General features: G+C 62.9%; 21 protein-coding genes. 3 read left to right on the top strand and 18 right to left on the bottom strand.

Annotated elements, in window-relative coordinates; genetic code table 11:
• Positions 1-40: 40 nt before the first annotated feature.
• The 11 genes from NG698_RS21635 to NG698_RS05530 form a co-directional block, all read right to left on the bottom strand.
• Complete coding sequence (locus NG698_RS21635) at positions 41-166, bottom strand: hypothetical protein (RefSeq protein WP_256468624.1); 126 nt, start codon at positions 164-166, stop codon at positions 41-43.
• Between the two features lie 30 nt (positions 167-196).
• Positions 197-3,682 (bottom strand): hypothetical protein, encoded by a 3,486-nt coding sequence (locus NG698_RS05575; RefSeq protein ID WP_252608617.1) that lies wholly within the window; start codon positions 3,680-3,682, stop codon positions 197-199.
• A 6-nt stretch (positions 3,683-3,688) separates the two neighbouring features.
• Entirely contained in the window at positions 3,689-4,204 is a 516-nt protein-coding gene (locus NG698_RS05570; protein WP_252608614.1) for a hypothetical protein, read from the bottom strand.
• Positions 4,137-4,478, bottom strand: coding sequence for a hypothetical protein (locus NG698_RS05565; protein ID WP_252608611.1), 342 nt, complete (start codon positions 4,476-4,478; stop codon positions 4,137-4,139). The genes NG698_RS05570 and NG698_RS05565 overlap by 68 nt, the downstream gene beginning before the upstream one ends.
• Before the next feature lie 155 nt (positions 4,479-4,633).
• The gene (gene tuf, locus NG698_RS05560) at positions 4,634-5,824 is read right to left on the bottom strand and encodes an elongation factor Tu (RefSeq protein ID WP_160673126.1); all 1,191 of its coding nucleotides are present in this window, start codon (positions 5,822-5,824) and stop codon (positions 4,634-4,636) included.
• A gap of 263 nt (positions 5,825-6,087) precedes the next feature.
• Positions 6,088-8,202 carry an elongation factor G gene (fusA, locus tag NG698_RS05555; protein ID WP_252608609.1) on the bottom strand — a complete coding sequence of 705 codons (2,115 nt, stop codon included), beginning with the start codon at positions 8,200-8,202 and terminating at the stop codon, positions 6,088-6,090.
• Positions 8,203-8,271: 69 nt separating this feature from the next.
• On the bottom strand, positions 8,272-8,742 hold the full coding sequence (gene rpsG / locus NG698_RS05550; RefSeq protein ID WP_011692813.1) for a 30S ribosomal protein S7: 471 nt from the start codon (positions 8,740-8,742) through the stop codon (positions 8,272-8,274).
• Position 8,743: 1 nt separating this feature from the next.
• On the bottom strand, positions 8,744-9,118 hold the full coding sequence (gene rpsL, locus NG698_RS05545; protein WP_011692814.1) for a 30S ribosomal protein S12: 375 nt from the start codon (positions 9,116-9,118) through the stop codon (positions 8,744-8,746).
• Positions 9,119-9,451: 333 nt separating this feature from the next.
• Entirely contained in the window at positions 9,452-13,351 is a 3,900-nt protein-coding gene (locus tag NG698_RS05540; RefSeq protein WP_104062633.1) for a DNA-directed RNA polymerase subunit beta', read from the bottom strand.
• Positions 13,352-13,469: 118 nt separating this feature from the next.
• Positions 13,470-16,979, bottom strand: coding sequence for a DNA-directed RNA polymerase subunit beta (gene rpoB / locus NG698_RS05535; protein WP_058931713.1), 3,510 nt, complete (start codon positions 16,977-16,979; stop codon positions 13,470-13,472).
• A gap of 296 nt (positions 16,980-17,275) precedes the next feature.
• Complete coding sequence (locus NG698_RS05530) at positions 17,276-17,746, bottom strand: hypothetical protein (RefSeq protein WP_252598409.1); 471 nt, start codon at positions 17,744-17,746, stop codon at positions 17,276-17,278.
• A gap of 32 nt (positions 17,747-17,778) precedes the next feature.
• On the opposite strand from NG698_RS05530, the gene NG698_RS05525 reads away from it, so the two are divergent.
• From NG698_RS05525 to NG698_RS05515, 3 genes are all read left to right on the top strand, one after another.
• Positions 17,779-17,928 (top strand): hypothetical protein, encoded by a 150-nt coding sequence (locus NG698_RS05525; protein ID WP_252608591.1) that lies wholly within the window; start codon positions 17,779-17,781, stop codon positions 17,926-17,928.
• A 61-nt stretch (positions 17,929-17,989) separates the two neighbouring features.
• Entirely contained in the window at positions 17,990-19,189 is a 1,200-nt protein-coding gene (locus NG698_RS05520; RefSeq protein ID WP_252608589.1) for an acetyl-CoA C-acetyltransferase, read from the top strand.
• 33 nt (positions 19,190-19,222) lie between these two features.
• Positions 19,223-19,720, top strand: coding sequence for an aminoacyl-tRNA deacylase (locus NG698_RS05515; RefSeq protein ID WP_252598411.1), 498 nt, complete (start codon positions 19,223-19,225; stop codon positions 19,718-19,720).
• Positions 19,721-19,854: 134 nt separating this feature from the next.
• Here NG698_RS05515 and rplL read toward each other — a convergent pair whose 3' ends face one another.
• The 7 genes from rplL to nusG form a co-directional block, all read right to left on the bottom strand.
• Entirely contained in the window at positions 19,855-20,232 is a 378-nt protein-coding gene (rplL, locus tag NG698_RS05510; protein ID WP_056344416.1) for a 50S ribosomal protein L7/L12, read from the bottom strand.
• 80 nt (positions 20,233-20,312) lie between these two features.
• The gene (gene rplJ / locus NG698_RS05505; protein WP_252598412.1) at positions 20,313-20,912 is read right to left on the bottom strand and encodes a 50S ribosomal protein L10; all 600 of its coding nucleotides are present in this window, start codon (positions 20,910-20,912) and stop codon (positions 20,313-20,315) included.
• A 296-nt stretch (positions 20,913-21,208) separates the two neighbouring features.
• Positions 21,209-22,327, bottom strand: coding sequence for a GNAT family N-acetyltransferase (locus NG698_RS05500; RefSeq protein ID WP_252598413.1), 1,119 nt, complete (start codon positions 22,325-22,327; stop codon positions 21,209-21,211).
• An 8-nt stretch (positions 22,328-22,335) separates the two neighbouring features.
• Positions 22,336-23,292 carry a GNAT family N-acetyltransferase gene (locus tag NG698_RS05495; protein WP_252608580.1) on the bottom strand — a complete coding sequence of 319 codons (957 nt, stop codon included), beginning with the start codon at positions 23,290-23,292 and terminating at the stop codon, positions 22,336-22,338.
• A 148-nt stretch (positions 23,293-23,440) separates the two neighbouring features.
• Complete coding sequence (gene rplA, locus NG698_RS05490) at positions 23,441-24,148, bottom strand: 50S ribosomal protein L1 (RefSeq protein ID WP_058931708.1); 708 nt, start codon at positions 24,146-24,148, stop codon at positions 23,441-23,443.
• Between the two features lie 142 nt (positions 24,149-24,290).
• Positions 24,291-24,722 (bottom strand): 50S ribosomal protein L11, encoded by a 432-nt coding sequence (gene rplK / locus NG698_RS05485; RefSeq protein WP_024365990.1) that lies wholly within the window; start codon positions 24,720-24,722, stop codon positions 24,291-24,293.
• Positions 24,723-24,852: 130 nt separating this feature from the next.
• A complete protein-coding gene (gene nusG, locus NG698_RS05480; RefSeq protein ID WP_252608577.1) occupies positions 24,853-25,719 on the bottom strand; it encodes a transcription termination/antitermination protein NusG in 867 nt (288 codons plus the stop codon).
• Positions 25,720-25,830 lie beyond the last annotated feature (111 nt).

The raw sequence follows: 25,830 nt of genomic DNA, 5'->3' as shown, positions 1-25,830 counted from the left end.
ACCGGCGAACACTCCTGCCGGCTGAGGCCCAGTGGCCTTGCTACTTGTCCTTGTTTGCCCGGTTGATGCGCTTGGCGCGGTCAATCTCGGTGCGGAAATGCTTCTTGGCCCAGAAAACTCCGGCGACCACGGCGACCACGATGATCAGAAAAATCAGCCATTCCATGATGTACTCCTCTCGCTGTCAGCAACAGTATCAGTGCCGGCGGGAAGGTTCCCTGCGGTCGTGGGACGGCGGGCTGGACTCAGGACCCGGGGTCACCTCTGGTCCCGCCTCCGGCGCCTGACCGGCCGTTCCACGGTGCAGCCGCCAGACGGCAAAGACGATCAGCCCCACAGCGATGAACGCCAACAGCAGGAACGTGTACTGCCGCATGGCCCACAGAATGCAGGCGGCCACCCCTGCCGCGCCCCACCAGACGAAGAGCCGTTCCCCCAGTCCAAGGCCTGCCATGAGCAGCAGGGCGAGGAGCACCAGGACCCACAGCTGCTGCCCAGCGTTCCCGCCGAACACTATGCCCAGGCCGCTCAGCGAGAGCAACGCAGAGGCCGCGCCCACCAGGAACCGGCCGGCAGCTTGGTTGCCGGCGAAGTAGCGCAAGCCACCGAGGACAGCGGCCAGGACCACGTACCACTGGACAACCCAGAAGGGACTGGGAAGATCGGTCAATAGCCGGCCCGTGCGATCCTCAGGCGCGTCCAGTTCGAAGATGGCAGCGCGCTGGATGGCTACGGTGAGGAGCAACGCACCCACTTCGAGGGCGATCCGTCGCGCCCTTGCGGGTGCCTCCCTGTAGGACACCCCGATGGCGGCGGCCAGCACGGCGGCCGCCGTCCAGGACGTTGCATCGTGCCGGATTCCGACGAAGACCACCAGCACGAGGCCGAGGAACGCCGCACCGGCAAGCGACCAACGACGCACCGGCTCGGCCTGCAACGGGCCGCTGCGCATGAGCCGCACGGCATAAAGGGCGGCCGAAGCCACGCCCGCGCCGGTCAGCCATGGCAGGAATCCGTCCCAGACGCCGGGGACATCCTGATACGCCTCCGCCGCCAAGGCGACGGACCCGCCGAGCGCGGCCACGGCTGCCGGCGGATACAGCACCGGCAGATCCTCGATATGCGACGCGGTAAAGCACACGGCTGACAGGACCAGGACAGCCGCTCCCGTCACCCAGTCGGCCGCCAACGGCGAGATCAGCAGCCCAACACCGGCAAACGAGCCGGCGGTAACCAGCCAGAGCCAGTGCTCGACGTCCGCGTCGCCAGCGGTCTGTTGGTGACCATTCTGCTCATGCCCGCTCTGAGTGAGCCCGTTCTGAGTAAGCCCGTTCTGCCGGCCGGCGTTCTGCCGGTGCCGCAGGATGCCGGCAGCGGTTGCAAGCAGCGCACCACCCAGCAGCGTCACGGCAGTGCCGGTGTGGCTCAGCACCGCGGTCACAAGGAACGTCCCGTCGAACGTGAACAGCGGGCCCAGGGCGAGCACGCCGAACAGTGCCGTATACACAGCGAAGTAACGGGCTCCGTAGGCACTGAAGAGTCTCCTGGCCACCACAGCAGAGACCAGCAGCAACAGCAGTTCCAGCAACACCACCCAGCGGCCGCCGTCGTCGTCCTGCGCCAGCAGCCCGACGCCGCCCGGCCTCGTCACGTAGACCAGCGGCAGCAATGCCTGCCCGGCCAGGGTGATCCAGACTGCAGCCTGCTGGAAAGGGATGTCAGCCAGCCGTGAGCGCATCACCCAGCGGACGGCATGCTGGGCCGCGAGCACCAGGGCAAAGGTCACCGAAACCACTGTGGGCGAGGCGGTGACGTCGTAGCTGAGGACCACCGCGAGGCCTGCCGTCAGCACGCGGGCCGCCACAAAGTACCAGCCCTTCCTGGCCCGCCGTTGCTCTGCCACCACCATCAGCGTGGAGTAGACCGCGAAGATACCCAGGATCAGTTCCACCCGAAGTAGATCGCCATCGCTGAAGACCAGCAGCACAACAAATGCAAACGGAGCCAACCAGACTGCACCCGCCACTCTGCGAAGGAAGTACCCCGAGGCCGCCGCGCCTAGGGCCACGAGTCCTGCAGCGTACGTTTCCTGCCAGTCTGCGGAACCTGACTGCAAGAGGCTGGCAATGCCGGCTAACTGGAGAAGGAGCACTGCGCCTGCGTCAGCAAGAATCCCGCGGGGAGCACGACGGCGGACGGCAGCCACCAGCGGAAAGCACAGCTGGAGTGCCAGCACGGTCACCAGGACCGTTGCCGGGTGGACCACTTCGTCCGCGATGACCACCGGGCCGCCGTCCCGCCGCAGCTGGTGAAAAGCTGTCAGGGCAAGTACGGTGGCTGCCGCCCTGGCGAACCACCAGTAGGCCCAGCGGTGTTGGCGCAGGGGCAGACGAACCGCAGTGATGAGCAGATATGCAACCACCAACAACAACGCCAGGTTCCCGGCGCCTTGTGAAACGGCTTGGAACGCGACCGTCGCGGCGACCACGGACATACCCAGCGGCAAGGCCTCCCACACCGTTGCAACCCAGTCCGGTTCCGTAGCCGGCCGTGGAACCACCACGGCTCCGATGACAAAAGCGGCAGCAAGCTGGATGATCACGCAGACGGCTGTCAGGCCGTAGTCCGGCGAGGTCTCAATGAACGGCATCCCGACCAGAACCAGTGCACCCCCGGCACCGAAGACCACCAAGGTGGGCTGCGGCGCCAAGGTCCGCACCCCGAAGCGCTGCACGAACGCCGTAAGGAGCTGCTGGAACACCAGTGCCACCAACAGTGCGAACACTGACGCCTCGGCCCGCCCAGGACCGTCATCCAGCACGGCCGCGACAGTTACGGGGACCGCAAACGTGATGGCCAAACGGGCTCCCAGAACCAGCCGGCCACGGAAATCACCTGCCGTGAAGGCCCCGCGGATCGCCCAGAAGCCGGCGGCCAGGAGCAGCATGCCGGCCAGCGGCCACGCGCCCAGCGAAGGAGAAACGATGCCGGCCAAGGCCAGTGCGGCCACTGGCGCCCATTCGGCCCGGCCGGCCCACCCAGCGGCCAGCACCATGCCCGCGGCCAGCAATAAGGCCACCGGCACCCACAGCGGCACCGTTATGCCCGCTTCGACTGAACCGTAGCCGTAAATAGCGCGGAAGAAGCCGGCAGCGGTCTCCTGAACGCTGAACGCCGCGGCGGCCGCGAGTTGCAGGCCAAAGGTCACCGAGCCATCAATCCGCCAGCGTTCCCCAGCGGCGCTTGGGCTGTTGCCGGCGGCGGACGACTCTGCCTGCTGCTGAGGGAACCAGCGGGTCAGCCTTGCCGACAGCAACACCAGCCCCATTGCCTGGGCGGCGAACAGCACGCCGGCGGCGAGCAGGGCGTCGGTCCCCCGGCCGGTCAGGTGCCAAATCTCGACGGCGGCAGCTACTGTCAGGGCGGCCCGCGCCGTGTAGAAGTTGATCAGCCGGAACAGCCCCGGCACAGCGGCCATCAGGGCGAAATAGATACCGCACATCCCGATGACCAGCGCGTACTCTGCTTTGTCCAAGAGCAACGGTACGCCGGTCGCGGCGACGGCAACGGCGGGAACCACCAACGGGTGCAAGACCATCAGCGGCCTGACATACACCGGCGGCAGCCAGCGCGGCCGGGCGAGGGCAAGGCCCGTCAGCAGCGCGGCCACGGCTATGAGCACAGCGAATTACCAGACGAGCGCCCCACCCAGGATTGAAACGCCGGAGAACGCCGTGGAGGCCACAAACGTGAGGGAAAGGTACACCAGAACCCTGCTCTCCAGCCGGACCGCCGCCGCAACATAAGCCGCAGTACCAATCAGCGAGGTGATCAGCCAGGCAGCCGGGCCGTCATGCAGCGCAAAGTTGAACAGGGCCAGGCCGGTCACAGGAACCAGGGCGAGCCCGGTGCCGGTGAACGCCACCGCGGCGGGCTTCAGCCGCGGGACCCGGGCGTGCAGTACAAATCCCGCGCCATAGAACAGCGCCGTAACGGCGCAGACGCCGGCAAAGCGCAACATGGGCGGAAGGCTGGTGCCGATGAAGAGTGCTGCGGCAGCCACCAGCAGCAGGCTGGCCACGTACAGCGTGATGTTGATGTTCTGCCGGTCACGCTTTTCACGGCGGGCCTGGCGCTCAGCCGGTGTCTCCGGAAATGTCTGGAACGAGGCGGCCGGAGACTGCGGCGGAATCCTCGGTGGCACCGACGCGGTGGGCGACGGCGACGATAAGGGCGCCAAAGGCGACGCCGGTACCACCGAGATGCTGACGTCGGCGGGCCCGGACGGCGCCGGCGTAGGCACCCTGTTTGGCTGCCGCCGTCACGCCCTCGCCCAGCGGCGGGTCCGCAGCGCCGGAACTGAGCGATTCAGTGACCGCCGGACTGGGCTGACCTGATGCCTGAAGTTTGGCCAAAGCGTCAAGCCACCCTTGAAGGTGACCGGCGCGGTAGCCCGCTTCATAAGATTCGTCCCTCACGGCGATCCCTCTCCAAAGGGCAGGCCTGCCTGCACAGTTAATCCAGTGATTGGATTAACTGTAGCAAAGAACAGCCCCGCTGCACTAGCAGCGGGGCTGTTCCAAACTTCGCGTCAGGCTGTCAGACGGCCATCAGCTCCGTGCTCAAGAAGTAATTACTTGATGATCTTGGTAACGCGTCCTGAACCAACGGTGCGGCCGCCTTCGCGGATAGCGAAGCCGAGGCCCTCTTCCATGGCGATGGGCTGGATGAGCGCAACGGTCATCTCAGTGTTGTCGCCAGGCATAACCATTTCCGTGCCTTCCGGCAGGGTGATAACGCCGGTTACGTCCGTGGTGCGGAAGTAGAACTGCGGGCGGTAGTTCGAGTAGAACGGGTTGTGACGTCCGCCTTCGTCCTTGGAGAGGATGTAGACGTTGGCCTCGAAGTCGGTGTGCGGGGTGATGGAACCCGGCTTGACAACAACCTGGCCACGCTCTACGTCATCACGCTTCAGACCGCGGAGCAGGAGGCCACAGTTCTCGCCGGCCCATGCTTCGTCGAGCTGCTTGTGGAACATCTCGATACCGGTGACGGTGGTCTTCTGAACCGGACGGATGCCGACGATCTCAACCTCAGAGTTGATGCCGAGGGTACCGCGCTCGGCGCGACCCGTCACAACGGTGCCACGACCGGTGATGGTGAAGACGTCTTCGATCGGCATCAGGAAGGGCTTGTCCTTGTCGCGGATCGGGTCCGGGACATTCTCGTCAACCGCTTCCATGAGGTCCTCGATGGACTTGACCCAAACCGGGTCGCCTTCGAGAGCCTTCAGGCCGGAGACGCGAACAACGGGAGCGTCGTCGCCATCGAAGCCCTGAGCAGAAAGCAGCTCACGAACTTCCATTTCAACGAGGTCCAGCAGTTCTTCGTCGTCAACCATGTCCGACTTGTTCAGCGCAACCAGCAGGTAGGGAACGCCAACCTGGCGGGCAAGCAGAACGTGCTCGCGGGTCTGAGCCATCGGGCCGTCAGTGGCGGCAACCACGAGGATTGCACCGTCCATCTGGGCAGCACCGGTGATCATGTTCTTGATGTAGTCAGCGTGACCCGGAGCGTCTACGTGTGCGTAGTGGCGCTTCTCGGTCTGGTACTCAACGTGAGAGATGTTGATGGTAATGCCGCGCTGACGCTCTTCGGGAGCAGAGTCAATAGACGCGAAGTCGCGCTGCTCGTTGAGAGTCGGGTACTTGTCATACAGCACCTTGGAAATGGCGGCCGTCAACGTCGTCTTACCGTGGTCAACGTGACCAATGGTGCCGATGTTAACGTGCGGCTTAGTCCGCTCGAACTTTGCCTTTGCCACAGGTTCCTCCTAGAACGTTTTCAAATGACTTACCCTTCAACCGCGCTTATCGCGGCAGAAACTCAGGCAAGTCTACTTGGGGGGCTTTGGATTGGTGAAATTGCAGATTCAGGAACTAATACTAGTCCCTCGAGCCTGTTCGTGCAGGTGGCCGGCGCCCGGCTTGACCGGACTGCATCTAACCGGGACCCGGCCACCTGCACCAGGTGTGCTTCCGTCAACCGGAAACGCACCCGAGTTTTTTGCTGCGAAAGTCCGAAAGACTACTCGCCGCGGTTCTTCTGGATGATCTCGTCGGCAAATGCCTTCGGGACCTCGGCGTAGCTGTGGAACGTCATGGAATACACAGCGCGGCCCTGGGTCTTGGAACGCAGGTCACCGATGTAGCCGAACATGCCGGACAGCGGGACGTGCGCACGGATGACCTTGACACCCTGTGCATCTTCCATGGACTGCATCTGGCCACGGCGGGAGTTGAGGTCACCGATAACTTCACCCATGTATTCCTCAGGGGTGCGGACCTCTACATCCATCAGCGGTTCGAGCAGGATGGGGTTTGCCTTACGTGCGGCTTCCTTGAAAGCCATACGGCCGGCAATCTTGAACGCCATTTCCGAAGAGTCAACATCGTGGTAGGCACCGTCAATCAGCGTCGCCTTGATGCCAACAACCGGGTAGCCGGCCAGGACGCCGTCGTTCAGTGCATCCTGGATACCGGCGTCAACCGACGGGATGTACTCGCGCGGAATACGGCCACCGGTGACCTTGTTCTCGAACTCATACAGCTCGCCGTCGGACGTGTCCAACGGCGCGATGGCAATCTGGATCTTTGCGAACTGGCCCGAACCACCGGTCTGCTTCTTGTGCGTGTAGTCGTGACGCGCAACAACATTCTTGATAGTTTCGCGGTAAGCGACCTGCGGCTTGCCGACGTTGGCCTCTACCTTGAATTCGCGGCGCATGCGGTCCACCAGGATATCAAGGTGAAGCTCGCCCATGCCGGCGATGATGGTCTGACCGGTGTCCACGTTGAGGGAGACCTGGAAGGTCGGGTCCTCAGCGGAGAGCTTCTGGATGGCCAGAGAGAGCTTCTCCTGGTCACCCTTCGTGTTCGGTTCGATGGCAACCGAGATCACGGGCTCCGGGAAGCTCATGGACTCGAGTACGATCTGGTTGCTGGAGTCACACAGGGTGTCACCCGTGGTGGTGTCCTTCAGCCCGATCGCTGCGTAGATGTGGCCGGCGGTAGCGCCTTCGACAGGCATTTCCTTGTTGGCGTGCATCTGGAACAGCTTGCCGATGCGCTCCTTCTTGCCCTTAGTGGAGTTGACCACCTGAGCACCGGCTTCGACGTGACCGGAGTACACGCGGATGAAGGTGAGCTGGCCGAAGAAGGGGTGGGTCGCAATCTTGAACGCCAGAGCCGAGAACGGCTCCTCGGAGGAAGGCGCGCGGGTCAGTTCCTTCTCTTCGTCGCGAGGATCGTGACCGATCATCGGCGGGACGTCGAGCGGGTTCGGCAGGTAGTCAACGACGGCGTCAAGCATCGGCTGAACGCCGCGGTTCTTGAACGCGGAGCCACAGAAGACCGGGTAGAGCTCGGAATTGATCGTCATCTTGCGGATGCCGGCTTTGAGTTCCTCGATGGTGAGTTCTTCACCTTCGAGGTACTTCTCCATGAGCTCTTCGGTAGCGTCAGCCACCGTCTCAACGAGAGCGGCGCGGTATTCCTTGGCCTTCTCCAGCAGATCCGCGGGGATCTCCTGGATCTCGTACTTGGCGCCCATGGTGACGTCACCCTTGGAGTCACCGGGCCAGACCAGCGCACGCATTTCCAGGACGTCCACAACGCCAATGAAGTCGTTCTCGGCACCGATCGGCAGCTGCATAACCAGCGGCTTGGCACCAAGGCGGCCGATGATGGTGTCTACCGTGAAGTAGAAGTCAGCGCCGAGCTTGTCCATCTTGTTGACGAAGCAGATGCGCGGAACGTTGTACTTGTCAGCCTGGCGCCAAACGGTCTCAGACTGCGGCTCAACACCTTCTTTACCATCGAACACGGCAACGGCGCCGTCGAGGACGCGCAGGGAGCGCTCAACCTCTACGGTGAAGTCAACGTGGCCGGGAGTGTCAATGATGTTGATCTGGTTGTTGTCCCAGAAGCAGGTCACGGCGGCAGACGTGATGGTGATGCCGCGTTCCTTCTCCTGTTCCATCCAGTCAGTGGTCGAAGCGCCGTCGTGCGTTTCGCCGATCTTGTGGTTCACGCCTGTGTAGAACAGAATGCGCTCGGTGGTGGTGGTCTTGCCAGCATCGATGTGGGCCATGATGCCGATGTTGCGGACCTTACTAAGGTCTGTAAGCACGTCCTGTGCCACGGTGTCTCCCTTTCGGATGGACTACACGTTCGCCGCCGGCTCAGCTGAGCCGGCGGCGTCCGGGAAGTATTACCAGCGGTAGTGTGCGAAGGCCTTGTTGGACTCGGCCATCTTGTGGGTGTCTTCGCGACGCTTCACAGCGGCACCGAGACCGTTGGAGGCATCCAGGATTTCGTTCTGGAGGCGCTCGGTCATGGTCTTTTCACGGCGGGCCTTGGAGTAGCCAACCAGCCAACGCAGGGCGAGGGCGGTGGAGCGGCCCGGCTTGACCTCAACCGGAACCTGGTAGGTGGCGCCACCAACGCGGCGTGAGCGGACCTCAAGGGAAGGCTTGACGTTCTCCATGGCCTTCTTGAGGGCTGCTACGGGGTCGCCGCCGGACTTGGCGCGGGCGCCTTCGAGGGCACCGTAGACGATGCGCTCTGCGGTGGACTTCTTACCGTCAACCAGCACCTTGTTGATCAGCTGGGTAACCAGCGGGGAGCCGTAAACGGGATCTAGTACGAGCGGCCGCTTGGGGGCCGGACCCTTGCGAGGCATATTACTTCTTCTCCATCTTTGCGCCGTAGCGGCTGCGTGCCTGCTTACGGTTCTTCACACCCTGGGTATCGAGGGCGCCACGGACGATCTTGTAGCGGACACCCGGGAGGTCCTTCACGCGACCGCCGCGAACGAGCACAATGGAGTGCTCCTGCAGGTTGTGGCCTACACCGGGGATGTAAGCGGTAACTTCAACGCCACCGTTGAGGCGCACACGTGCAACCTTACGAAGAGCCGAGTTCGGCTTCTTGGGGGTGGTGGTGTAAACGCGGGTGCAAACACCGCGGCGCATCGGGCTGCCGTTAAGCGCGGGAGCCTTGGTCTTTTTGACCTTAGGCGTGCGGCCCTTGCGGACCAGCTGGTTAATCGTAGGCACTCTCGTGTTCTCCGTTGGTTTGATCTCTACCTTCACGCTCAGGCGCCAGCCTGAACACAATGGTTTGGCGTTGCTCCTTGCAGCTGCGGCCTCTGGAAACTTGCGTAGGCGTGCAAAAGCGTGGCATTCGTTGCGCACCTTACCCGCAACCCGGAAACAAGCTCCACCCAGCATCATGAGAACAAAACCAAAATGATGCTGCGGCGGCCTTCATCCACTGCCACACAGAACAATTACACAAAGTTTAGCACGGCTGGACCCGGGCCCTTAATCGGGTGTAGACGAAAGGCCCCGCCTCCACAGAGTGGAAGCGGGGCCTTTCAATGCAATCGACTAGCGGAAATCGTTGCCGAGATCGTAGTCATCCAGCGGGATGGCGTGGAACTCAGGAGCTCCGTCGCCGCCCAGGGAGTCGTACGAGAAGTCACTGAAGGCGCTGGGGCCGGTGAACAGGTTGGCCTTCGCTTCCTCAGTGGGCTCCACGGTGACCTCGGTGTAGCGCGGGAGACCCGTGCCGGCCGGGATCAGCTTACCGATGATGACGTTCTCCTTGAGGCCGAGCAGCGGGTCGCTCTTGCCTTCCATGGCCGCCTGCGTCAGGACGCGGGTGGTCTCCTGGAAGGAAGCTGCCGACAGCCAGGACTCGGTGGCCAGGGACGCCTTCGTGATGCCCATGAGCTCAGGACGTCCGGAAGCCGGAGTCTTGCCCTCGGACACAACGCGGCGGTTGGCCTCCTCGAAGCGGCTGCGCTCGGCGAGCTCGCCGGGGAGCAGATCCGATTCGCCGGACTCGATGACCGTGACGCGGCGCAGCATCTGGCGAACGATAACCTCGACGTGCTTGTCGTGAATACCGATGCCCTGGCTGCGGTACACGCCCTGGACCTCGTCCACCAGGAACTTCTGCGCAGCACGGGGACCCATGATGCGCAGAACCTGCTTGGGATCCACCGGACCGTTGATGAGCTTCTGGCCCACTGTGACGTGCTCGCCGTCCTCAATGAGGAGGCGTGAACGGCGCAGTACCGGGTAGGCGATCTCTTCAGAGCCGTCATCCGGAGTGATGACCAGGCGCATCTGACGCTCGGACTCTTCGATGGCGATGCGGCCGGCTGCTTCAGCAATCGGTGCGACACCCTTCGGAGTACGGGCTTCGAAGAGCTCCTGGATACGGGGCAGACCCTGGGTGATGTCGTCGCCACCGCTGGCGGAAACAGCACCACCGGTGTGGAACGTACGCATGGTCAGCTGGGTACCGGGCTCACCGATCGACTGTGCGGCGATGATGCCGACGGCTTCGCCGATGTCCACGGTCTTGCCGGTGGCCAGTGAACGGCCGTAGCACAGGGCGCAGGTGCCGACGCTGGACTCACAGGTGAGTACTGAGCGGACCTTGACCTCGGTGATGCCGGCTGCGAACAGCTCAGCGATAACGACGTCGCCGCAGTCGGTGCCGCCGGCCGCAAGGACATTGCCCTTGGAGTCCACAACATCAACAGCGAGCGTACGGGCGTAGGCGCTGTTCTCGACGTTCTCGTCCAGGACCAGCTCGCCGTTGGCGTCCGGCACGGCGATTGCCGTGACCAGGCCGCGCTCGGTGCCGCAGTCCTCTTCGCGAACGATGACGTCCTGCGACACGTCCACCAGACGACGGGTCAGGTAACCCGAGTTGGCGGTACGCAGCGCGGTGTCAGCCAGACCCTTACGGGCACCGTGCGTGGCGATGAAGTATTCCAGCACCGACAGGCCCTCGCGGTAGGAGGACTTGATGGGACGCGGGATGATTTCACCCTTAGGGTTGGCCACCAGGCCACGGATACCCGCGATCTGACGGACCTGCATCCAGTTACCACGTGCACCGGAGGACACCATGCGGTTGATGGTGTTCATCGGCGACAGGTTGTCACGCATCACCTGGGCGATCTCGTTGGTTGCCTTGTTCCAGATCTCGATCAGTTCCTGGCGACGCTCGTCGTCGTCGATCAGGCCCTTGTCGTACTGGCCCTGGATCTTGGCAGCCATGGTTTCGTAGCCGGCGAGGATCCGCGGCTTGTCCTTGGGTACCTCGATGTCCGAGATGGCGACTGTAACGCCTGAGCGGGTGGCCCAGTAGAAACCGGCATCCTTCAGGTTGTCCAGCGTTGCCGCCGTGACCACCTTCGGGTAGCGCTCGGCGAGATCGTTGACGATCGTGGACAGTTCGCCCTTGTCCGCAACGTTCTCAACCCACGGGTAATCCGCCGGCAGCGTCTGGTTGAAGATGACCTGTCCCAGGGAGGTCTGGACGATCACCGGCTGGCCGGCTTCCCAGCCTTCCGGAGCTTCCCAGCCCGCGTACGGAACGAAGCCTTCGAGACGGATCCTGACCTGCGAGTTCAGGTGCAGCTCGCGGAGGTCGTAGGCCATGATGGCTTCGGCAACCGAGGAGAAGACGCGTCCTTCGCCAGCTGAACCGACACGCTTGGTGGTCAGGTGGTAAAGACCGATGATCATATCCTGCGAAGGCAGGGTGACCGGACGGCCGTCGGACGGCTTCAGGATGTTGTTCGAGGACAGCATCAGGATGCGTGCCTCGGCCTGGGCCTCGGGGCTCAGCGGCAGGTGGACTGCCATCTGGTCGCCGTCGAAGTCAGCGTTGAAGGCGCCACAAACCAGCGGGTGGAGCTGGATTGCCTTACCTTCAACAAGCTGCGGTTCGAAAGCCTGGATGCCAAGGCGGTGCAGGGTGGGTGCACGGTTGAGCAGCACCGGGTGTTCGGTGATGATCTCTTCCAGCACGTCCCAGACCTGCGGACGGTAACGCTCAACCATGCGCTTGGCCGACTTGATGTTCTGTGCGTGGTTGAGGTCAACCAGGCGCTTCATCACGAACGGCTTGAAGAGCTCCAGTGCCATCTGCTTGGGCAGACCACACTGGTGCAGCTTCAGCTGCGGGCCGACGACGATGACCGAACGGCCGGAGTAGTCAACGCGCTTGCCGAGGAGGTTCTGGCGGAAACGGCCCTGCTTGCCCTTGAGCATGTCGCTCAGGGACTTCAGCGGACGGTTGCCAGGACCGGTGACCGGACGGCCGCGACGGCCGTTGTCGAAGAGGCTGTCAACAGCTTCCTGAAGCATGCGCTTCTCGTTGTTGACGATGATCTCCGGGGCACCGAGGTCAAGCAGGCGCTTGAGGCGGTTGTTGCGGTTGATCACACGACGGTAGAGGTCGTTGAGGTCGGAGGTCGCGAAGCGGCCACCGTCCAGCTGGACCATCGGGCGCAGTTCCGGCGGGATCACCGGGACGGCGTCCAACACCATGCCGAGCGGGCTGTTGTTGGTGGTCAGGAACGCGTTGACCACCTTCAGGCGCTTCAGGGCGCGGGTCTTGCGCTGGCCCTTGCCGTTGGCGATGATGTCGCGCAGCAGGTCAGACTCGGCCTGCATGTCGAAGTTCTCAAGACGCTTCTTGATCGCTTCGGCACCCATGGAGCCTTCGAAGTACATGCCGTAGCGGTCGCGCAGCTCGCGGTAGAGGCCTTCGTCGCCTTCGAGGTCTGCGACCTTCAGGTTCTTGAAACGGTCCCAGACCTGCTCGAGCCGCTCGATCTCGGCGTCGGCACGCTTACGCACGTTGGCCATCTGACGGTCCGCGGAGTCGCGGGCCTTCTTCTTGTCGGCAGCCTTGGCACCTTCACCTTCGAGGCGCGCGATCTCGTTTTCGAGGTCACGGGCGATCGTGGCGATGTCGGAGTCGCGGTTGTCGATCAGCTGCTTCTTCTCGATGTCGTGCTCAACCTGCAGGTTGGGCAGTTCCTCGTGGCGGCTGTCGGCGTCGACGCTGGTGATCATGTAGGCAGCGAAGTAGATGACCTTTTCGAGGTCCTTCGGTGCCAGGTCAAGGAGGTAGCCCAGGCGGGACGGAACACCCTTGAAGTACCAGATGTGCGTGACCGGGGCGGCCAGCTCGATGTGGCCCATGCGCTCACGGCGGACCTTCGCACGGGTGACTTCAACGCCACACCGCTCGCAGATGATGCCCTTGAAGCGCACACGCTTGTACTTACCGCAGTAGCATTCCCAGTCGCGGGAAGGGCCGAAGATCTTCTCGCAGAAGAGGCCGTCCTTCTCGGGCTTGAGCGTGCGGTAGTTGATGGTTTCCGGCTTCTTAACCTCGCCGTAAGACCAGCCACGGATGTCATCCGCGGTGGCGAGGCCGATCTGCATGAGGCCGAAGGAGGATTCGCTGGACATATGGTCCCTGTTCTCTCTTGTTCTCTAAATTCTGAAGTCTTGGTTACGGGAAGAGGGAGGTCATGCCCTGGGAATAGACAGCCGGCGGGCCGACTGCTTTTCCCAAGACATCAACCTGCTAAACCTCTTCTACGGAACTGGGCTCTGCACGAGACAGATCGATGCCCAGTTCTTCCGCAGCCGTGAAGACTGCGTCATCAGAGTCACGCATTTCAATTGTGGTTCCGTCCGTGGAGAGTACTTCCACGTTCAGGCACAGCGACTGCATTTCCTTGATCAAGACCTTGAAGGACTCAGGAACGCCCGGCTCGGGGATGTTCTCGCCCTTGACGATTGCTTCGTAGACCTTGACACGACCGTGGATATCATCCGACTTGATGGTGAGGAGTTCCTGGAGCGTGTACGCGGCGCCATAAGCTTCCAGCGCCCACACTTCCATCTCACCGAAGCGCTGGCCACCGAACTGTGCCTTACCACCCAGCGGCTGCTGCGTGATCATGGAGTACGGGCCAGTGGAACGGGCGTGGATCTTGTCGTCCACCAGGTGGTGGAGCTTCAGGATGTACATGTAGCCGACCGAGATCGGATCCGGGAACGGCTCGCCGGAGCGGCCGTCGAAGAGGCGGGTCTTGCCTGAGGAGTTGATCAGGCGGTCGCCGTCGCGGGTGACGTTGGTGGAGTCCAGCAGACCCGTGATTTCCTCTTCACGGGCGCCATCGAACACCGGCGTTGCAACAGTGGTCTGGCCACTCTCGCGCGGCAGGTTCGGCAGCTGCTTCATCCACTCGGGCTCGCCTTCGATCTTCCAACCGGTCTTGGCAACCCAGCCGAGGTGCGTTTCCAGCACCTGGCCGACGTTCATACGGCCCGGAACACCCAGCGGGTTCAGGACAATATCAACGGGGGTACCGTCGGCGAGGAAGGGCATGTCCTCGATCGGGAGGATCTTGGAGATAACGCCCTTGTTGCCGTGACGGCCGGCGAGCTTGTCGCCGTCGGTGATCTTGCGCTTGGCGGCCACGTAGACGCGCACCAGCTGGTTCACACCCGGGGGCAGTTCGTCGTCGTTGTCGCGGTCGAAGACGCGGACGCCGATGACGGTGCCGGACTCGCCGTGCGGAACCTTCAGGGAGGTGTCGCGCACTTCGCGGGACTTTTCACCGAAGATGGCACGCAGCAGGCGTTCTTCCGGGGTCAGTTCGGTTTCACCCTTCGGGGTGACCTTTCCGACCAGGATGTCGCCGGCTTCAACTTCGGCACCGATGTGGATGATACCGCGCTCGTCCAGGCCTGCCAGGACTTCCTCGGACACGTTGGGGATGTCACGGGTGATTTCCTCGGCACCAAGCTTGGTGTCGCGGGCATCGATCTCGTGCTCCTCGATGTGGATGGAGGAAAGAACGTCCTCGGCAACAATGCGCTGCGAGAGGATGATGGCGTCCTCGAAGTTGTGGCCTTCCCATGACATGAATGCCACGAGCAGGTTCTTACCGAGGGCGAGTTCGCCCTGGTCCGTTGCCGGACCGTCGGCGATGATGCCGCCGACCTCGAGGCGCTGGCCTTCGTTCACCAGGACACGGTTGTTGTAGCAGTTGCCCTGGTTGGAGCGTGCGAACTTGTTGATGCGGTAGTTGGTTTCCGTACCGTCGTCGTTGAGCATGATGACGAGCTCAGCGGAGACCTCGGTAACCACACCGGCCTTCTTCGCAATGGTGACATCACCGGCGTCGACGGCGGCGGCGCGCTCCATGCCGGTACCCACGAACGGGGCCTCGGAACGGACCAGCGGCACGGCCTGGCGCTGCATGTTGGCACCCATGAGTGCGCGGTTGGCATCGTCATGCTCGAGGAACGGGATCAGGGCCGTAGCCACGGACACCATCTGGCGCGGGGAAACGTCCATGAACTCGACCTCGCCGGCGGGAACGAGCACAGGCTCGCCTCCACCACCACGGGCGCGGACCAGGACGGTCTCTTCGGCGAACTTCTTGTTCTCATCCAGCGGAGCGTTGGCCTGTGCGATCAGGACCTCTGCCTCGTCGTCGGCCGTGAGGTACTGGACCTCATCGGAGACAACGCCTTCAGCGACGAGACGGTAAGGAGTCTCGATGAAGCCGAACGGGTTGATGCGGCCGTAGGATGCCAGCGAACCGATCAGACCAATGTTCGGGCCTTCAGGGGTTTCGATGGGGCACATACGTCCGTAGTGGGACGGGTGAACGTCTCGAACTTCCATGCCTGCGCGGTCACGGGACAGACCACCCGGGCCAAGCGCGGACAGACGGCGCTTGTGGGTCAGACCCGACAGCGGGTTGTTCTGGTCCATGAACTGTGACAGCTGGGAAGTTCCGAAGAACTCCTTGATGGCTGCAACAACAGGGCGGATGTTGATCAGTGTCTGCGGCGTGATGGCCTCGACGTCCTGGGTGGTCATCCGCTCGCGGACAACGCGCTCCATACGGGACAGGCCGGTGCGGACCTGGTTCTCGATGAGCTCGCCGACGGCGCGGATACGACGGTTGCCGAAGTGGTCGATGTCATCGATCTCAACGCGCAGCTCGTGGTCCTGGCCGTCGCGCTTGCCGGTGAGGGTCTTCTCGCCGGCGTGCAGGGCAACCAGGAACTTGATCATGGCCACGATGTCTTCAACGTGCAGGACAGAAGCTTCCTTGTCGCCAAGGGAGCGGTCGATGCCAAGCTTGCGGTTGATCTTGTAACGGCCAACCTTGGCCAGATCGTAGCGCTTGGAGTTGAAGTACAGGTTGTCCAGGAGTGACTGGGCAGCCTCGACTGTGGGCGGCTCGCCCGGTCGCAGCTTCCGGTAGATGTCCAGCAACGCGTCTTCGCGGGTCTCGGTGGCGTCCTTCTCCAGCGTTGCACGCATGGAGTCGTACTGGCCGAACTCTTCGAGGATCTGGCCTTCGGTCCAGCCGAGGGCCTTCAGCAGAACGGTGACGGACTGCTTGCGCTTGCGGTCGAGGCGAACGCCGACCTGGTCGCGCTTGTCGATTTCGAGTTCAAACCATGCACCGCGGGACGGGATGATCTTGGCAGTGAAGATGTCCTTGTCACTGGTCTTGTCGGCGGTGCGCTCAAAGTAGGCGCCCGGTGAACGGACCAGCTGGGAGACGACCACACGCTCGGTGCCGTTGACGACGAAGGTGCCCTTCTCCGTCATGAGGGGGAAGTCGCCCATGAACACGGTCTGCTGCTTGATTTCGCCCGTGTTGTTGTTCATGAACTCGGCCTTGACGTACAGCGGTGCCGAGTACGTTGCGTCCCGGTCCTTGCACTCGGCCATGGTGTACTTCGGGTCAGCGAACTCCGGATCGGAGAAGCTCAGGGACATGGTGCCCTGGAAGTCCTCGATCGGGGAGATCTCTTCAAAGATGTCCGACAGTCCGGACGAGGTGGCGACGCTGAGATCGTTTTCTTCGACGGCCTTCGCTACGCGCGCCTGCCAGCGTTCGTTTCCGACCAGCCAGTCGAAGCTGTCCGTCTGCAGGGCAAGGAGATTCGGAACGTCCAGCGGTTCGTGAATCTTTGCGAATGAGAGCCGGCGAGTGGCACCATCAGTGCTGTCGGCGGTGTTAGCGGTTTCGTTATTAGAGGTGCTCGAGGCGACCAAGAGGGATCCTTCCACAGACCTTCAGGCGTTTTCAGATCTCCCCCGCTGTGCACCCTGCGGAATGACTCCGCAGTGCTACCATCCGGTTCCGCTATATGACCCGGGCCGGGGCTTTCCATACAATGACGTTGTTGACGGCACGTTGATGGTCAGCTGCCAGGCAAAGCCCACCGCTATATGAAGGCTGAAGGTAAACAGGGAAGACGCAAATATCTACGATACGGCAAAACCAATTACGTGTCTACCCCACAACCGGACTTATTGCAAGCACTGATTTCTTGATACCGGAAGCGGCATCAGAGCCGCAGCGTAACGTCCTCAGCCGTGCAGGCCTGGGCGTTTGCGAAGACAGCATCACGCACACCATCCTTGGAAGTCTGCTCGGGATCGCCGCCGCTTTTCGCGGCCGTGGAGTGGTCAAGCGCGAGGACGCTGAGCGAGGTAAACAGTCCCACCAGGTTCCCCGACACCGTGTCCTTGGCGTCCTGGGCGGCAAAGTAGATGTCCTCGTAGGCGTTGGAATCGTCCTGGATGGCCTTGTAGTCGGCGTAGAGCGAGTTGAACGTCTCGCAGGCTCCCTTAACACCGCCGGCCTGGGGCGCTGCTGACGGAATGGAAGAGCGCGACGGCGATGCGGTGGAAGGTGCCGACGTGGACGCAGTGGGGGCTGCTGTGGATGAAGTGCTGTCCGGCGCAGGAGTGGCAACGCTGCAGGCGGTGAGTCCGGCGAGGCTGGCCATGGCTGCCGCGGCGAGGATTTTCTTCAAGATGCTGCTGCTCCCTGTTTTGCGTTGCTCTGATGTTCTTGCGTCGCTCTGTTGCTTTCGTCTTCGCCGTCCACCCTACGCACCACCGCGACCTCGCGCACAACCGGCGGATGGGTAGTTCTCCCCTGGTGGCCACGGCCGGCAGGATTGGAATCATCGGCACCCCTGCGGCGTTTGGATAAATAGGTGACATGCCTCACGGTAGCCTTGGAAGTACATCGATTCAGAGCGGAAGAGATCACAATGGGCAACTCCAACGACAACACTGACGTGGTCATCCTGGCCGGTGCGCGCACCCCGCAGGGCCGGCTCAACGGGCAGTTGGCGAGCTTCACCGCCGTCGAACTGGGAGCGCACGCGATCAGGTCCGCGATTGCAGCGAGCGGCGTGGACGCCGGCCAGGTGGACGCCGTCATCATGGGCCAGGTACTGCAGGCCGGCGCCGGGCAGAACCCCGCACGCCAGAGCGCCATCGGAGCGGGAATCGGCTGGAACGTTCCGACCGTCACCATCAACAAGGTGTGCCTGTCCGGGCTGACCGCGGTGATCGACGCCGCCAGGATGATCCGCAGCGGCGACGCCACCGTCGTCGTGGCCGGCGGCCAGGAATCCATGACCCGTGCGCCTCACCTGCTGCCGGGTTCCCGCCAGGGCTGGACCTATGGCGCCATCCAGGCGCTGGATGTTGCGGCGCACGACGGCCTCACGGATGCGTTCGACGGCCAGTCCATGGGCCTGTCCACCGAAACCAAGAACCTGACCCTGGGCATTGACCGGACCTCGCAGGACAACGTGGCCGCCCACTCGCACCAGCGTGCGGCGCTGGCGGCGAAGAACGGCGTCTTCGACGACGAGATCGCACCCATCAGCGTCAAGCAGCGCAAGGGAGATCCCATCGTCGTCTCCACGGATGAAGGGGTACGGCCCAACACGTCCATCGAGTCCTTGGCCGGGCTCCGGGCCGCCTTTGTCAGCGACGGAACCATCACCGCCGGCAACTCCTCTCCCCTGTCCGACGGCGCCTCCGCACTGGTGCTGGCATCGCGCCGATTCGCGGAGGAGAACGGCCTGGAATACCTGGCTGTGGTGGGAAAGCCCGGACAGGTTGCCGGTCCGGACAATTCCCTGCATTCGCAGCCGTCCCACGCCATCATGAACGCACTGCAGCGGGCGGAATGGAGCACCGCCGACCTTGACTTCATCGAAATTAACGAAGCGTTCGGTTCGGTCGCGGTGCAGTCGCTGAAAGACCTGGACTACCCGCTGGAGAAGTGCAACATCCACGGGGGCGCCATTGCCCTGGGCCACCCGATCGGGGCGTCCGGTGCGCGGTTGGCGCTGCACGCGGCCCATGAACTCAAACGGCGGGGCAGCGGCAGGGCCGCGGTCTCCCTGTGCGGCGGCGGCGGTCAGGGCGAAGCGCTCCTGCTGTACCGGGACTGATGGCGGGCACGGAATAATGGTGGGCAGGAACTGATGGTGGGGCAGGTCCACAACGCGGGCGCCGCCGTCGGACGTCAGCGCTTCCTTGCCGACGCCGCCGCGCGCGGCTTGGACGTGCAGCTGGTGGAGCGGCTGGCCGCGCGGAGCCTCGAGGAGGCTGCCGGGATTCTGGGCATCACGCCCGCGGACATCGTGAAGTCCCTGGTGGTCAAGCACAAGGACGGGACGTTCCTGTTCGCGCTGATTCCGGGTGACCGGCAGATCTCCTGGCCAAAACTGCGGACCCTGGTGGGCGTCAACAAGCTCTCGTTGCCGCCCGCGGACGTGGCGCTTGGTGCGACCGGCTATGAACGCGGGACCATCACCCCGCTCGGCAGCACCACCGCCTGGCCGGTGTACGCGGACGCCACCATCGCCGGCCGCCGGATCTCCATGGGCGCCGGCGAACACGGCTACAGCGCGTTTGTGGACGCCGATGCGCTCACCGCAGCACTGGGCGCCGTCGTCGCCGATATCTCCGAACCGAACTAGGCACCACACGCAAGTAGGTCGCACTAACTGTCGTTTTGAGCGCTCATAACGACAGTTAGTGCGACCTACTTGGGTTAAATGCAGGAAAACCCCGCCCACCGAAGTGGACGGGGTTTTCCGTGAAGCGGCGTGAGTTACTTGAGGGTAACGGTTGCGCCGGCAGCCTGGAGCTGCTCCACTGCCTTTTCGGCAGCTTCCTTGGTGACGCCTTCGAGGACAGCCTTGGGGGCGCTGTCAACAACGTCCTTAGCTTCCTTCAGACCCAGGGAAGTGATTGCGCGAACTTCCTTGATCACTGCGATCTTCTTTTCGCCAGCTGATTCGAGGATAACGTCGAATTCAGTCTGCTCTTCAGCTTCTTCAGCTGCGCCGCCACCGGCGGGGCCAGCAACAGCAACTGCAGCTGCAGTAACTTCGAAGGTCTCTTCGAAGAGCTTGACGAACTCGGAGAGCTCGATGATGGTCAGTTCCTTGAAAGCTTCAATGAGCTCTTCGTTGGTGAGCTTCGCCATGGTGTGGCGTCCTTCCTATAGGTGGTGCTTGGCGGCCTGGGCCATTGCCTTCACACCGGAGTCTGGTGGGTGAAGAGAAACTAGTTCTCTTCGGCAGCGGGTGCTTCGGCGGGAGCCTCTGCAGCTGCTTCGGGGGCTTCGTCTGCGGCCGGAGCTTCTTCCGCGGCGGGAGCCTCGGCAACTGCCGGTGAACCGTTCGCTTCTTCGAGCTTGAGGCGCAGTGCGTCAATGGTGCGTGCAGCGGCGGCAGCAGGAGCCTTGAGGATGCCTGCAACCTTGGCGAGCTGCAGCTCGCGGGACTCGAGTGCTGCCAGGGCAGCGACTTCGCTCGCGTTCAGTGCCTTGCCCTCGAAGTAACCGGTCTTGATAACCAGCTGCTTGTTGGCCTTGGCAAAATCCGTCAGGCTCTTGGCAGCGGCAACTGCGTCACCCTTGATGAACGCGATTGCAGTGGGGCCGGAGAGCTGGTCGTTGAATGCTTCGACACCAGCTTCCTTGGCTGCAATGGCGGTCAGGGTGTTCTTGACGACCGAGAACTTGGTGTCCTGGCCGAGAGAAACACGCAGCTGCTTGAGCTGTGCAACGGTGAGCCCGCGGTATTCGGTCAGGACAGCGGCGTTCGATTCCTTGAAATCGTTAGTGATCTCAGCTACTGCTGAAACCTTTGTAGGCGTTGCCATAACCCTCCTTCCGGGGATAGTGCCGGTATGCGACGGTCCCCGCTCAGATGAGCTAAAACTAAAAAACGCCCCGCGCAGATGCACGGGGCTTGGCTCAACACGGCTTTCACTGTGGAGCGTTGCTTCGTTCACCTGCGCCGGCCGCCCTATGTTCAGGGTCCTTCGTCCAGAAATACATTTGGCCTCCCGCACGCAACTGCAGAGTTGAGCTGTGTTCAGGAGAATGGATTTCCAACAACCGACGGTCTTTGGTACTGCAAGCTTACGGGACCGGCCGCCTGACCACCAAATCGGCCTTAGCTCTTGCTGGTCCCCAGGTACGGGAGTTCCTTCTGCCAGATGCCGGTCACGCCGGCGGTGGTGAAGCCGAGCTGCTGGTTGACAGTCAGCAGGTACCTGTTCTCGGGGGCGTTCCAGGTGTAGATGACACGGGCATCGGGGAACTGCTCGGTGAGCCGCTCCATGTTGGCCACCTTGATCAGCAGCCCCAGCTTGTTCCCCCGGTGCTCCTGCAGGACCAGGGTGTCGTCCTGGAACACCACATCGGGCCGGTGGGCCAGGACGCTGATGGTGGTCAGGCCCACCAGGGCCCCGGTGGCCAGATGCTCGACGGCGGTGACCACCGTCCGCCGCCCCTGCGCGATGGTGACCTCTTCGGCCTCGCGGAGGATGCCGCCGTCGAACACCATGTCCTGCTCAACGGGAGTCTCGAGGGAAGGGTCGACGTCGGCGCCCGCCTGGTTCTCGAGCACGGCCACGGCTTCCAGCCACTCATCCGGGCAGCGGTCCGTCCAGTGATGGAGCCGGTACCGCCCGCTATTGGCTTCATCCGCCTCGGCCTGGAGGTCGGCCACGAGTTTGGTGTCCAGCGGCAGTGCACAGGAGCTGAACTGTTCGATGTGCTGAAGTGTGTAGCCGGTCCGGCGCGCGAATTCGACTTCCCGGCTGTCCAGCGGCACAAAGCCCTGGCCTGAACCCGGCACCAGCTGGCCGGTCTCGAACTCGTGCAGGGACGCGCCGGGATGGTTGGTGTCAACGAGGATCAGCGTGCGGCCCTCGCTGCGGGCAAGGTGTTCAGCCGCGAGGAGCAGCTTGCGGCCCACTCCCTGGCGCTGGAATTCCGGCAGGATGTCCAGGGTGAACTCCGCCATATCCAGGTTGTCGGTCAGCGGCAAGGCAATGTCAACTGTACCGATGATCTGCTCCCCGGCCTTGGCTACCAGGATGACCTGGCGCTCATAGGGATCGGCCAGCTCCAGGAGCTTCTCCAGCGGTGTGTACGCGAGGTCGTCGCTGCCCCAGGTCTGCATCCGGACTTTGCGGCCCACCTCTACGGCAGCCAGGAAATCCACCGCGTCAGGTGCGTCCAGGGTGTCCGGGATCCACAGCTGCTCTATCCGTACGTCTTCTGCCATAAGGTGCGTCATCCCAGCCGTTTCTGCCATTCGCCCTCATAACCAGCAGGTTTGAATCCAAACAAATTATTTATCGCCAGCATATGCCGGTTTTCCGCGGCGTTCCATGTCAGCACCGACCGCGCCGTCGGCCATCGAAGCTGCGCGGTGCGGAGGTTCGCGGCCTTGATCAGCAGTCCCAGCCTCTTGCCGCGGTGCCTGGCAGGGTCCCAGTCCCCGGCTTCCCAGTCCAGTCCGGCAATGGGGACATCCTTGCTCATCCGGTTCTTGAGAACTGCGCATTCAACCAGGAGTTCGTCAGGACACGTATCAGACCAGCCCACCAGGACGTAGCCGGTTGCCCGTGAACACGCCTCCATCTCCAGCGTGTCCAGCTGGTTCGCCGGGACCGGCAGCGTTAGCCGGCTAGACCTCTCCACCTGCTCAAGTTCGTAGCCCGCACCGGCTGCAAAGGCCACGGCAGGATCATCTGCGGGGAGCCCGACCGCGCCGGATTTGGCGGGGATCAACCGGGCCGCGTTCTCCACCGGCCCGGCGGGCAGCTCACAGTACGCATCCAAGGAAGTGCGGACACTGTCCGCGGCCACCGCCTCGGCGTGCTCCAGCAGCCGGCGGCCCCAACCCCGCCGCCGGAAGGCTGCCGCCACGTCCACCATGATCCCTGCCGTGGATGTGTTCTCACGCAGGGGCAGGGTTACGGAGCAGGTACCCACGGTTTCCTGGCCCAGCCGTGCTACGAAAAGGCGGCGTTCCTCATACTCATTGCCGCGCCAGTATTCCAGGCTCTCCATGGCCGTGGGGCAGCGGTCCAGGTCGCCCCATTTCTCCAGTTCATGCTTCTCGCGCAGGGCGTGGCACTCGAAGAAGTCCATCACGCCGCCGGTGCCGCCGGCACTGTGGTCTGTCCCGGCGTCGAGCGCTGAAGGAATGGCCCCTGCGGTGATCATCAGCTGCTGACCGGTCATGCCCCATCCTAACCATCCGTTGGGTTTGGTCGAGGGCAGGCGGAGGCCGTTTGGTCCAGGGTCCTTGGGTAAGCAAAAGGACCGTCCGGCGCAGTGCCGGACGGTCCTTAGGTGTGCCGGGATAAGCCGGCCGAAGTGCTGTTGAGGACTAGACCTCGGTCAGGACCTTCGTGACGTTGGGGTCGACGGAGATGCCGGGACCGAACGTGGTGGCCACGGTGGCCTTCTGGATGTAGCGGCCCTTGGAAGCGGACGGCTTCAAACGAAGCACCTCTTCCAGTGCTGCTGCGTAGTTCTCGGCCAGCTTGATGGCGTCGAAGGAAACCTTGCCGATGATGAAGTGCAGGTTCGAGTGCTTGTCGACGCGGAAGTCGATCTTGCCACCCTTGATGTCGTTGACAGCCTTGGCCACGTCTGCGGTCACGGTGCCGGTCTTCGGGTTCGGCATCAGGTTACGGGGACCCAGGACCTTACCAAGACGGCCAACCTTGCCCATGAGGTCAGGGGTGGCTACGGCTGCATCGAAGTCGGTCCAGCCGGCTGCGATCTTTTCGATCAGGTCATCGGAACCAACAAAGTCGGCGCCGGCAGCGATTGCTGCCTCAGCCTTGTCGCCCGTTGCGAAGACCAGGACGCGGGAGACCTTACCGGTGCCGTGGGGCAGGATAACGGTGCCGCGGACCATCTGGTCAGCTTTGCGAGGGTCAACGCCCAGGCGGAAGGCAACCTCAACGGTGGCGTCGAACTTGGACGGGTTGGTGTCCTTGGCGAGCGTTACTGCCTCGAACGGCGCGTAGAAGTTCTCCGCGTCGATCTTGGCGGCTGCTGCCTCATATGCTTTGCTGCGCTTTGCCATGCTGCTTATTTCTCCTTGTGCAGTTGTGGTCTGCGGACCGCGCTGGGCCCTGCCACAGCCGAGGATCCTGGGAGGACCCTGCGGCATTACGGTTTGTGCCGGTTGTCCGGCAGTGGTGCCGGTTTCCCGACGGTGAAGGCTATTAGCCCTCTACGGTGATACCCATGGAGCGGGCGGTACCGGCGATGATCTTCGCTGCGCCTTCGAGGCTGGTGGCGTTGAGATCTTCCATCTTGGTGGTGGCGATCTCGTTGACCTGGGCCTGGGTCAGCTTGGCAACCTTGACGGTGTGCGGGGTGGGTGAACCCTTGGCAACGCCTGCAGCCTTCTTGATGAGCTCTGCAGCCGGCGGGGTCTTGGTGATGAACGTGAAGGAACGGTCTTCGTAGACCGTGATTTCCACGGGGATAACGTTTCCGCGCTGGGCTTCTGTGGCAGCGTTGTACGCCTTGCAGAATTCCATGATGTTGACACCGTGCTGGCCAAGCGCAGGACCGATCGGCGGGGCCGGGTTAGCGGCGCCTGCCTGGATCTGCAGCTTGATGAGGCCGGTGACCTTCTTCTTGGGAGCCAATGTAAGGTCCTTCTCTCAATATCTTCCTGGGACACAGGAGCGTGCCTCAGGTTGTTGGCCGCCATGGCGAGGCGACCGGCCGTTCCGGGGCTGCTAAGCGGGCAGTCCGGAACGAATTCTGTGCGGGTAACTAGATCTTGCTGACCTGGTTGAATGCCAGCGTGACCGGGGTTTCGCGTTCGAAGATCGACACGAGCACCACGAGGGTCTGGGATTCCACCTTGATCTCGGAGATCGTGGCGGGGAGGGTCTCGAACGGACCTTCCTTGACGATGACCGATTCGCCGACCTCGAAGTCGACGTCGATCTGGGCGGCAGCGTGCTTGACGGGCTTGCCCTTTTCGGCCTGCTCTTCTTCGAAGACCGGCGCGAGCATGGAGAAGACTTCGTCGAGGCGCAGCGGCACCGGGTTGTGGGCGTTGCCCACGAAGCCGGTAACACCGGGAGTGTGGCGGACGGCGCCCCAGGAGGCATCCGTCAGGTCCATGCGGACCAGGACGTAGCCGGGGATCCGGACGCGGTTGATGACCTTGCGCTGAGCGTTCTTGATCTCAACGACCTCTTCCATGGGCACCTGGATTTCGAAGATGTAATCTTCCATGTCCAGGGTCTGGATGCGGGTCTCAAGGTTGGCCTTGACGCGGTTTTCGTAGCCGGCGTAGGAGTGGATGACGTACCAGTCACCCTCCTGGCGGCGCAGCTTGGCTTTGAATTCGTCGGCGGGGTCAACCTCGGCCTTGGCGGCCGCGGCTGCCAGGGCGTCTGCATCAGCGTCGTCGCCCTCCGAGTCGCCCTCAGCAGGTTCGCCTTCTACGGCGTCACCCTCTGAATCGGCACCCTCTGAATCGTCTGAATCGTCGGCGGAATCGGCGTCGGCGGATTCGGGCGCAGCGGACTCAACCTCGGACTCTTCACCGGCTTCAGCCGTGGGGGCCGCCGTGTTGTCCGTGGACTCTTCCAGCTCAGTCTCGGTTACCTCGAGCTCCTGCTCAGACACTTGGTCTCCTGCTTCCTCATTGCCTAACATGCCTATTTAAATGGCTCAATTCCGCACACCGCGTGGATTCTTCCGGTTTACCCGGACAAGGCCACGCGGCCTGCGGACGAT

Source organism: Pseudarthrobacter raffinosi, assembly GCF_023913735.1.
Taxonomy (GTDB): domain Bacteria; phylum Actinomycetota; class Actinomycetes; order Actinomycetales; family Micrococcaceae; genus Arthrobacter; species Arthrobacter raffinosi.
The sequence above is the reverse complement of the archived record's forward strand: the minus strand, read 5'-3'. Positions and strand labels throughout refer to the sequence as shown.

Bases quoted from the DNA above. Each gene is read 5' to 3' on its own strand.
- NG698_RS21635 (WP_256468624.1), bottom strand. From the start codon at position 166: ATGGAATGGCTGATTTTTCTGATCATCGTGGTCGCCGTGGTCGCCGGA.
- rpsG (WP_011692813.1), bottom strand. From the start codon at position 8,742: ATGCCTCGCAAGGGTCCGGCCCCCAAGCGGCCGCTCGTACTAGATCCC.
- NG698_RS05540 (WP_104062633.1), bottom strand. From the start codon at position 13,351: ATGTCCAGCGAATCCTCCTTCGGCCTCATGCAGATCGGCCTCGCCACC.
- NG698_RS05525 (WP_252608591.1), top strand. From the start codon at position 17,779: ATGTTCTTGCGTCGCTCTGTTGCTTTCGTCTTCGCCGTCCACCCTACG.
- NG698_RS05520 (WP_252608589.1), top strand. From the start codon at position 17,990: ATGGGCAACTCCAACGACAACACTGACGTGGTCATCCTGGCCGGTGCG.
- NG698_RS05515 (WP_252598411.1), top strand. From the start codon at position 19,223: ATGGTGGGGCAGGTCCACAACGCGGGCGCCGCCGTCGGACGTCAGCGC.
- rplL (WP_056344416.1), bottom strand. From the start codon at position 20,232: ATGGCGAAGCTCACCAACGAAGAGCTCATTGAAGCTTTCAAGGAACTG.
- rplJ (WP_252598412.1), bottom strand. From the start codon at position 20,912: ATGGCAACGCCTACAAAGGTTTCAGCAGTAGCTGAGATCACTAACGAT.
- NG698_RS05500 (WP_252598413.1), bottom strand. From the start codon at position 22,327: ATGGCAGAAGACGTACGGATAGAGCAGCTGTGGATCCCGGACACCCTG.
- NG698_RS05495 (WP_252608580.1), bottom strand. From the start codon at position 23,292: ATGACCGGTCAGCAGCTGATGATCACCGCAGGGGCCATTCCTTCAGCG.
- rplA (WP_058931708.1), bottom strand. From the start codon at position 24,148: ATGGCAAAGCGCAGCAAAGCATATGAGGCAGCAGCCGCCAAGATCGAC.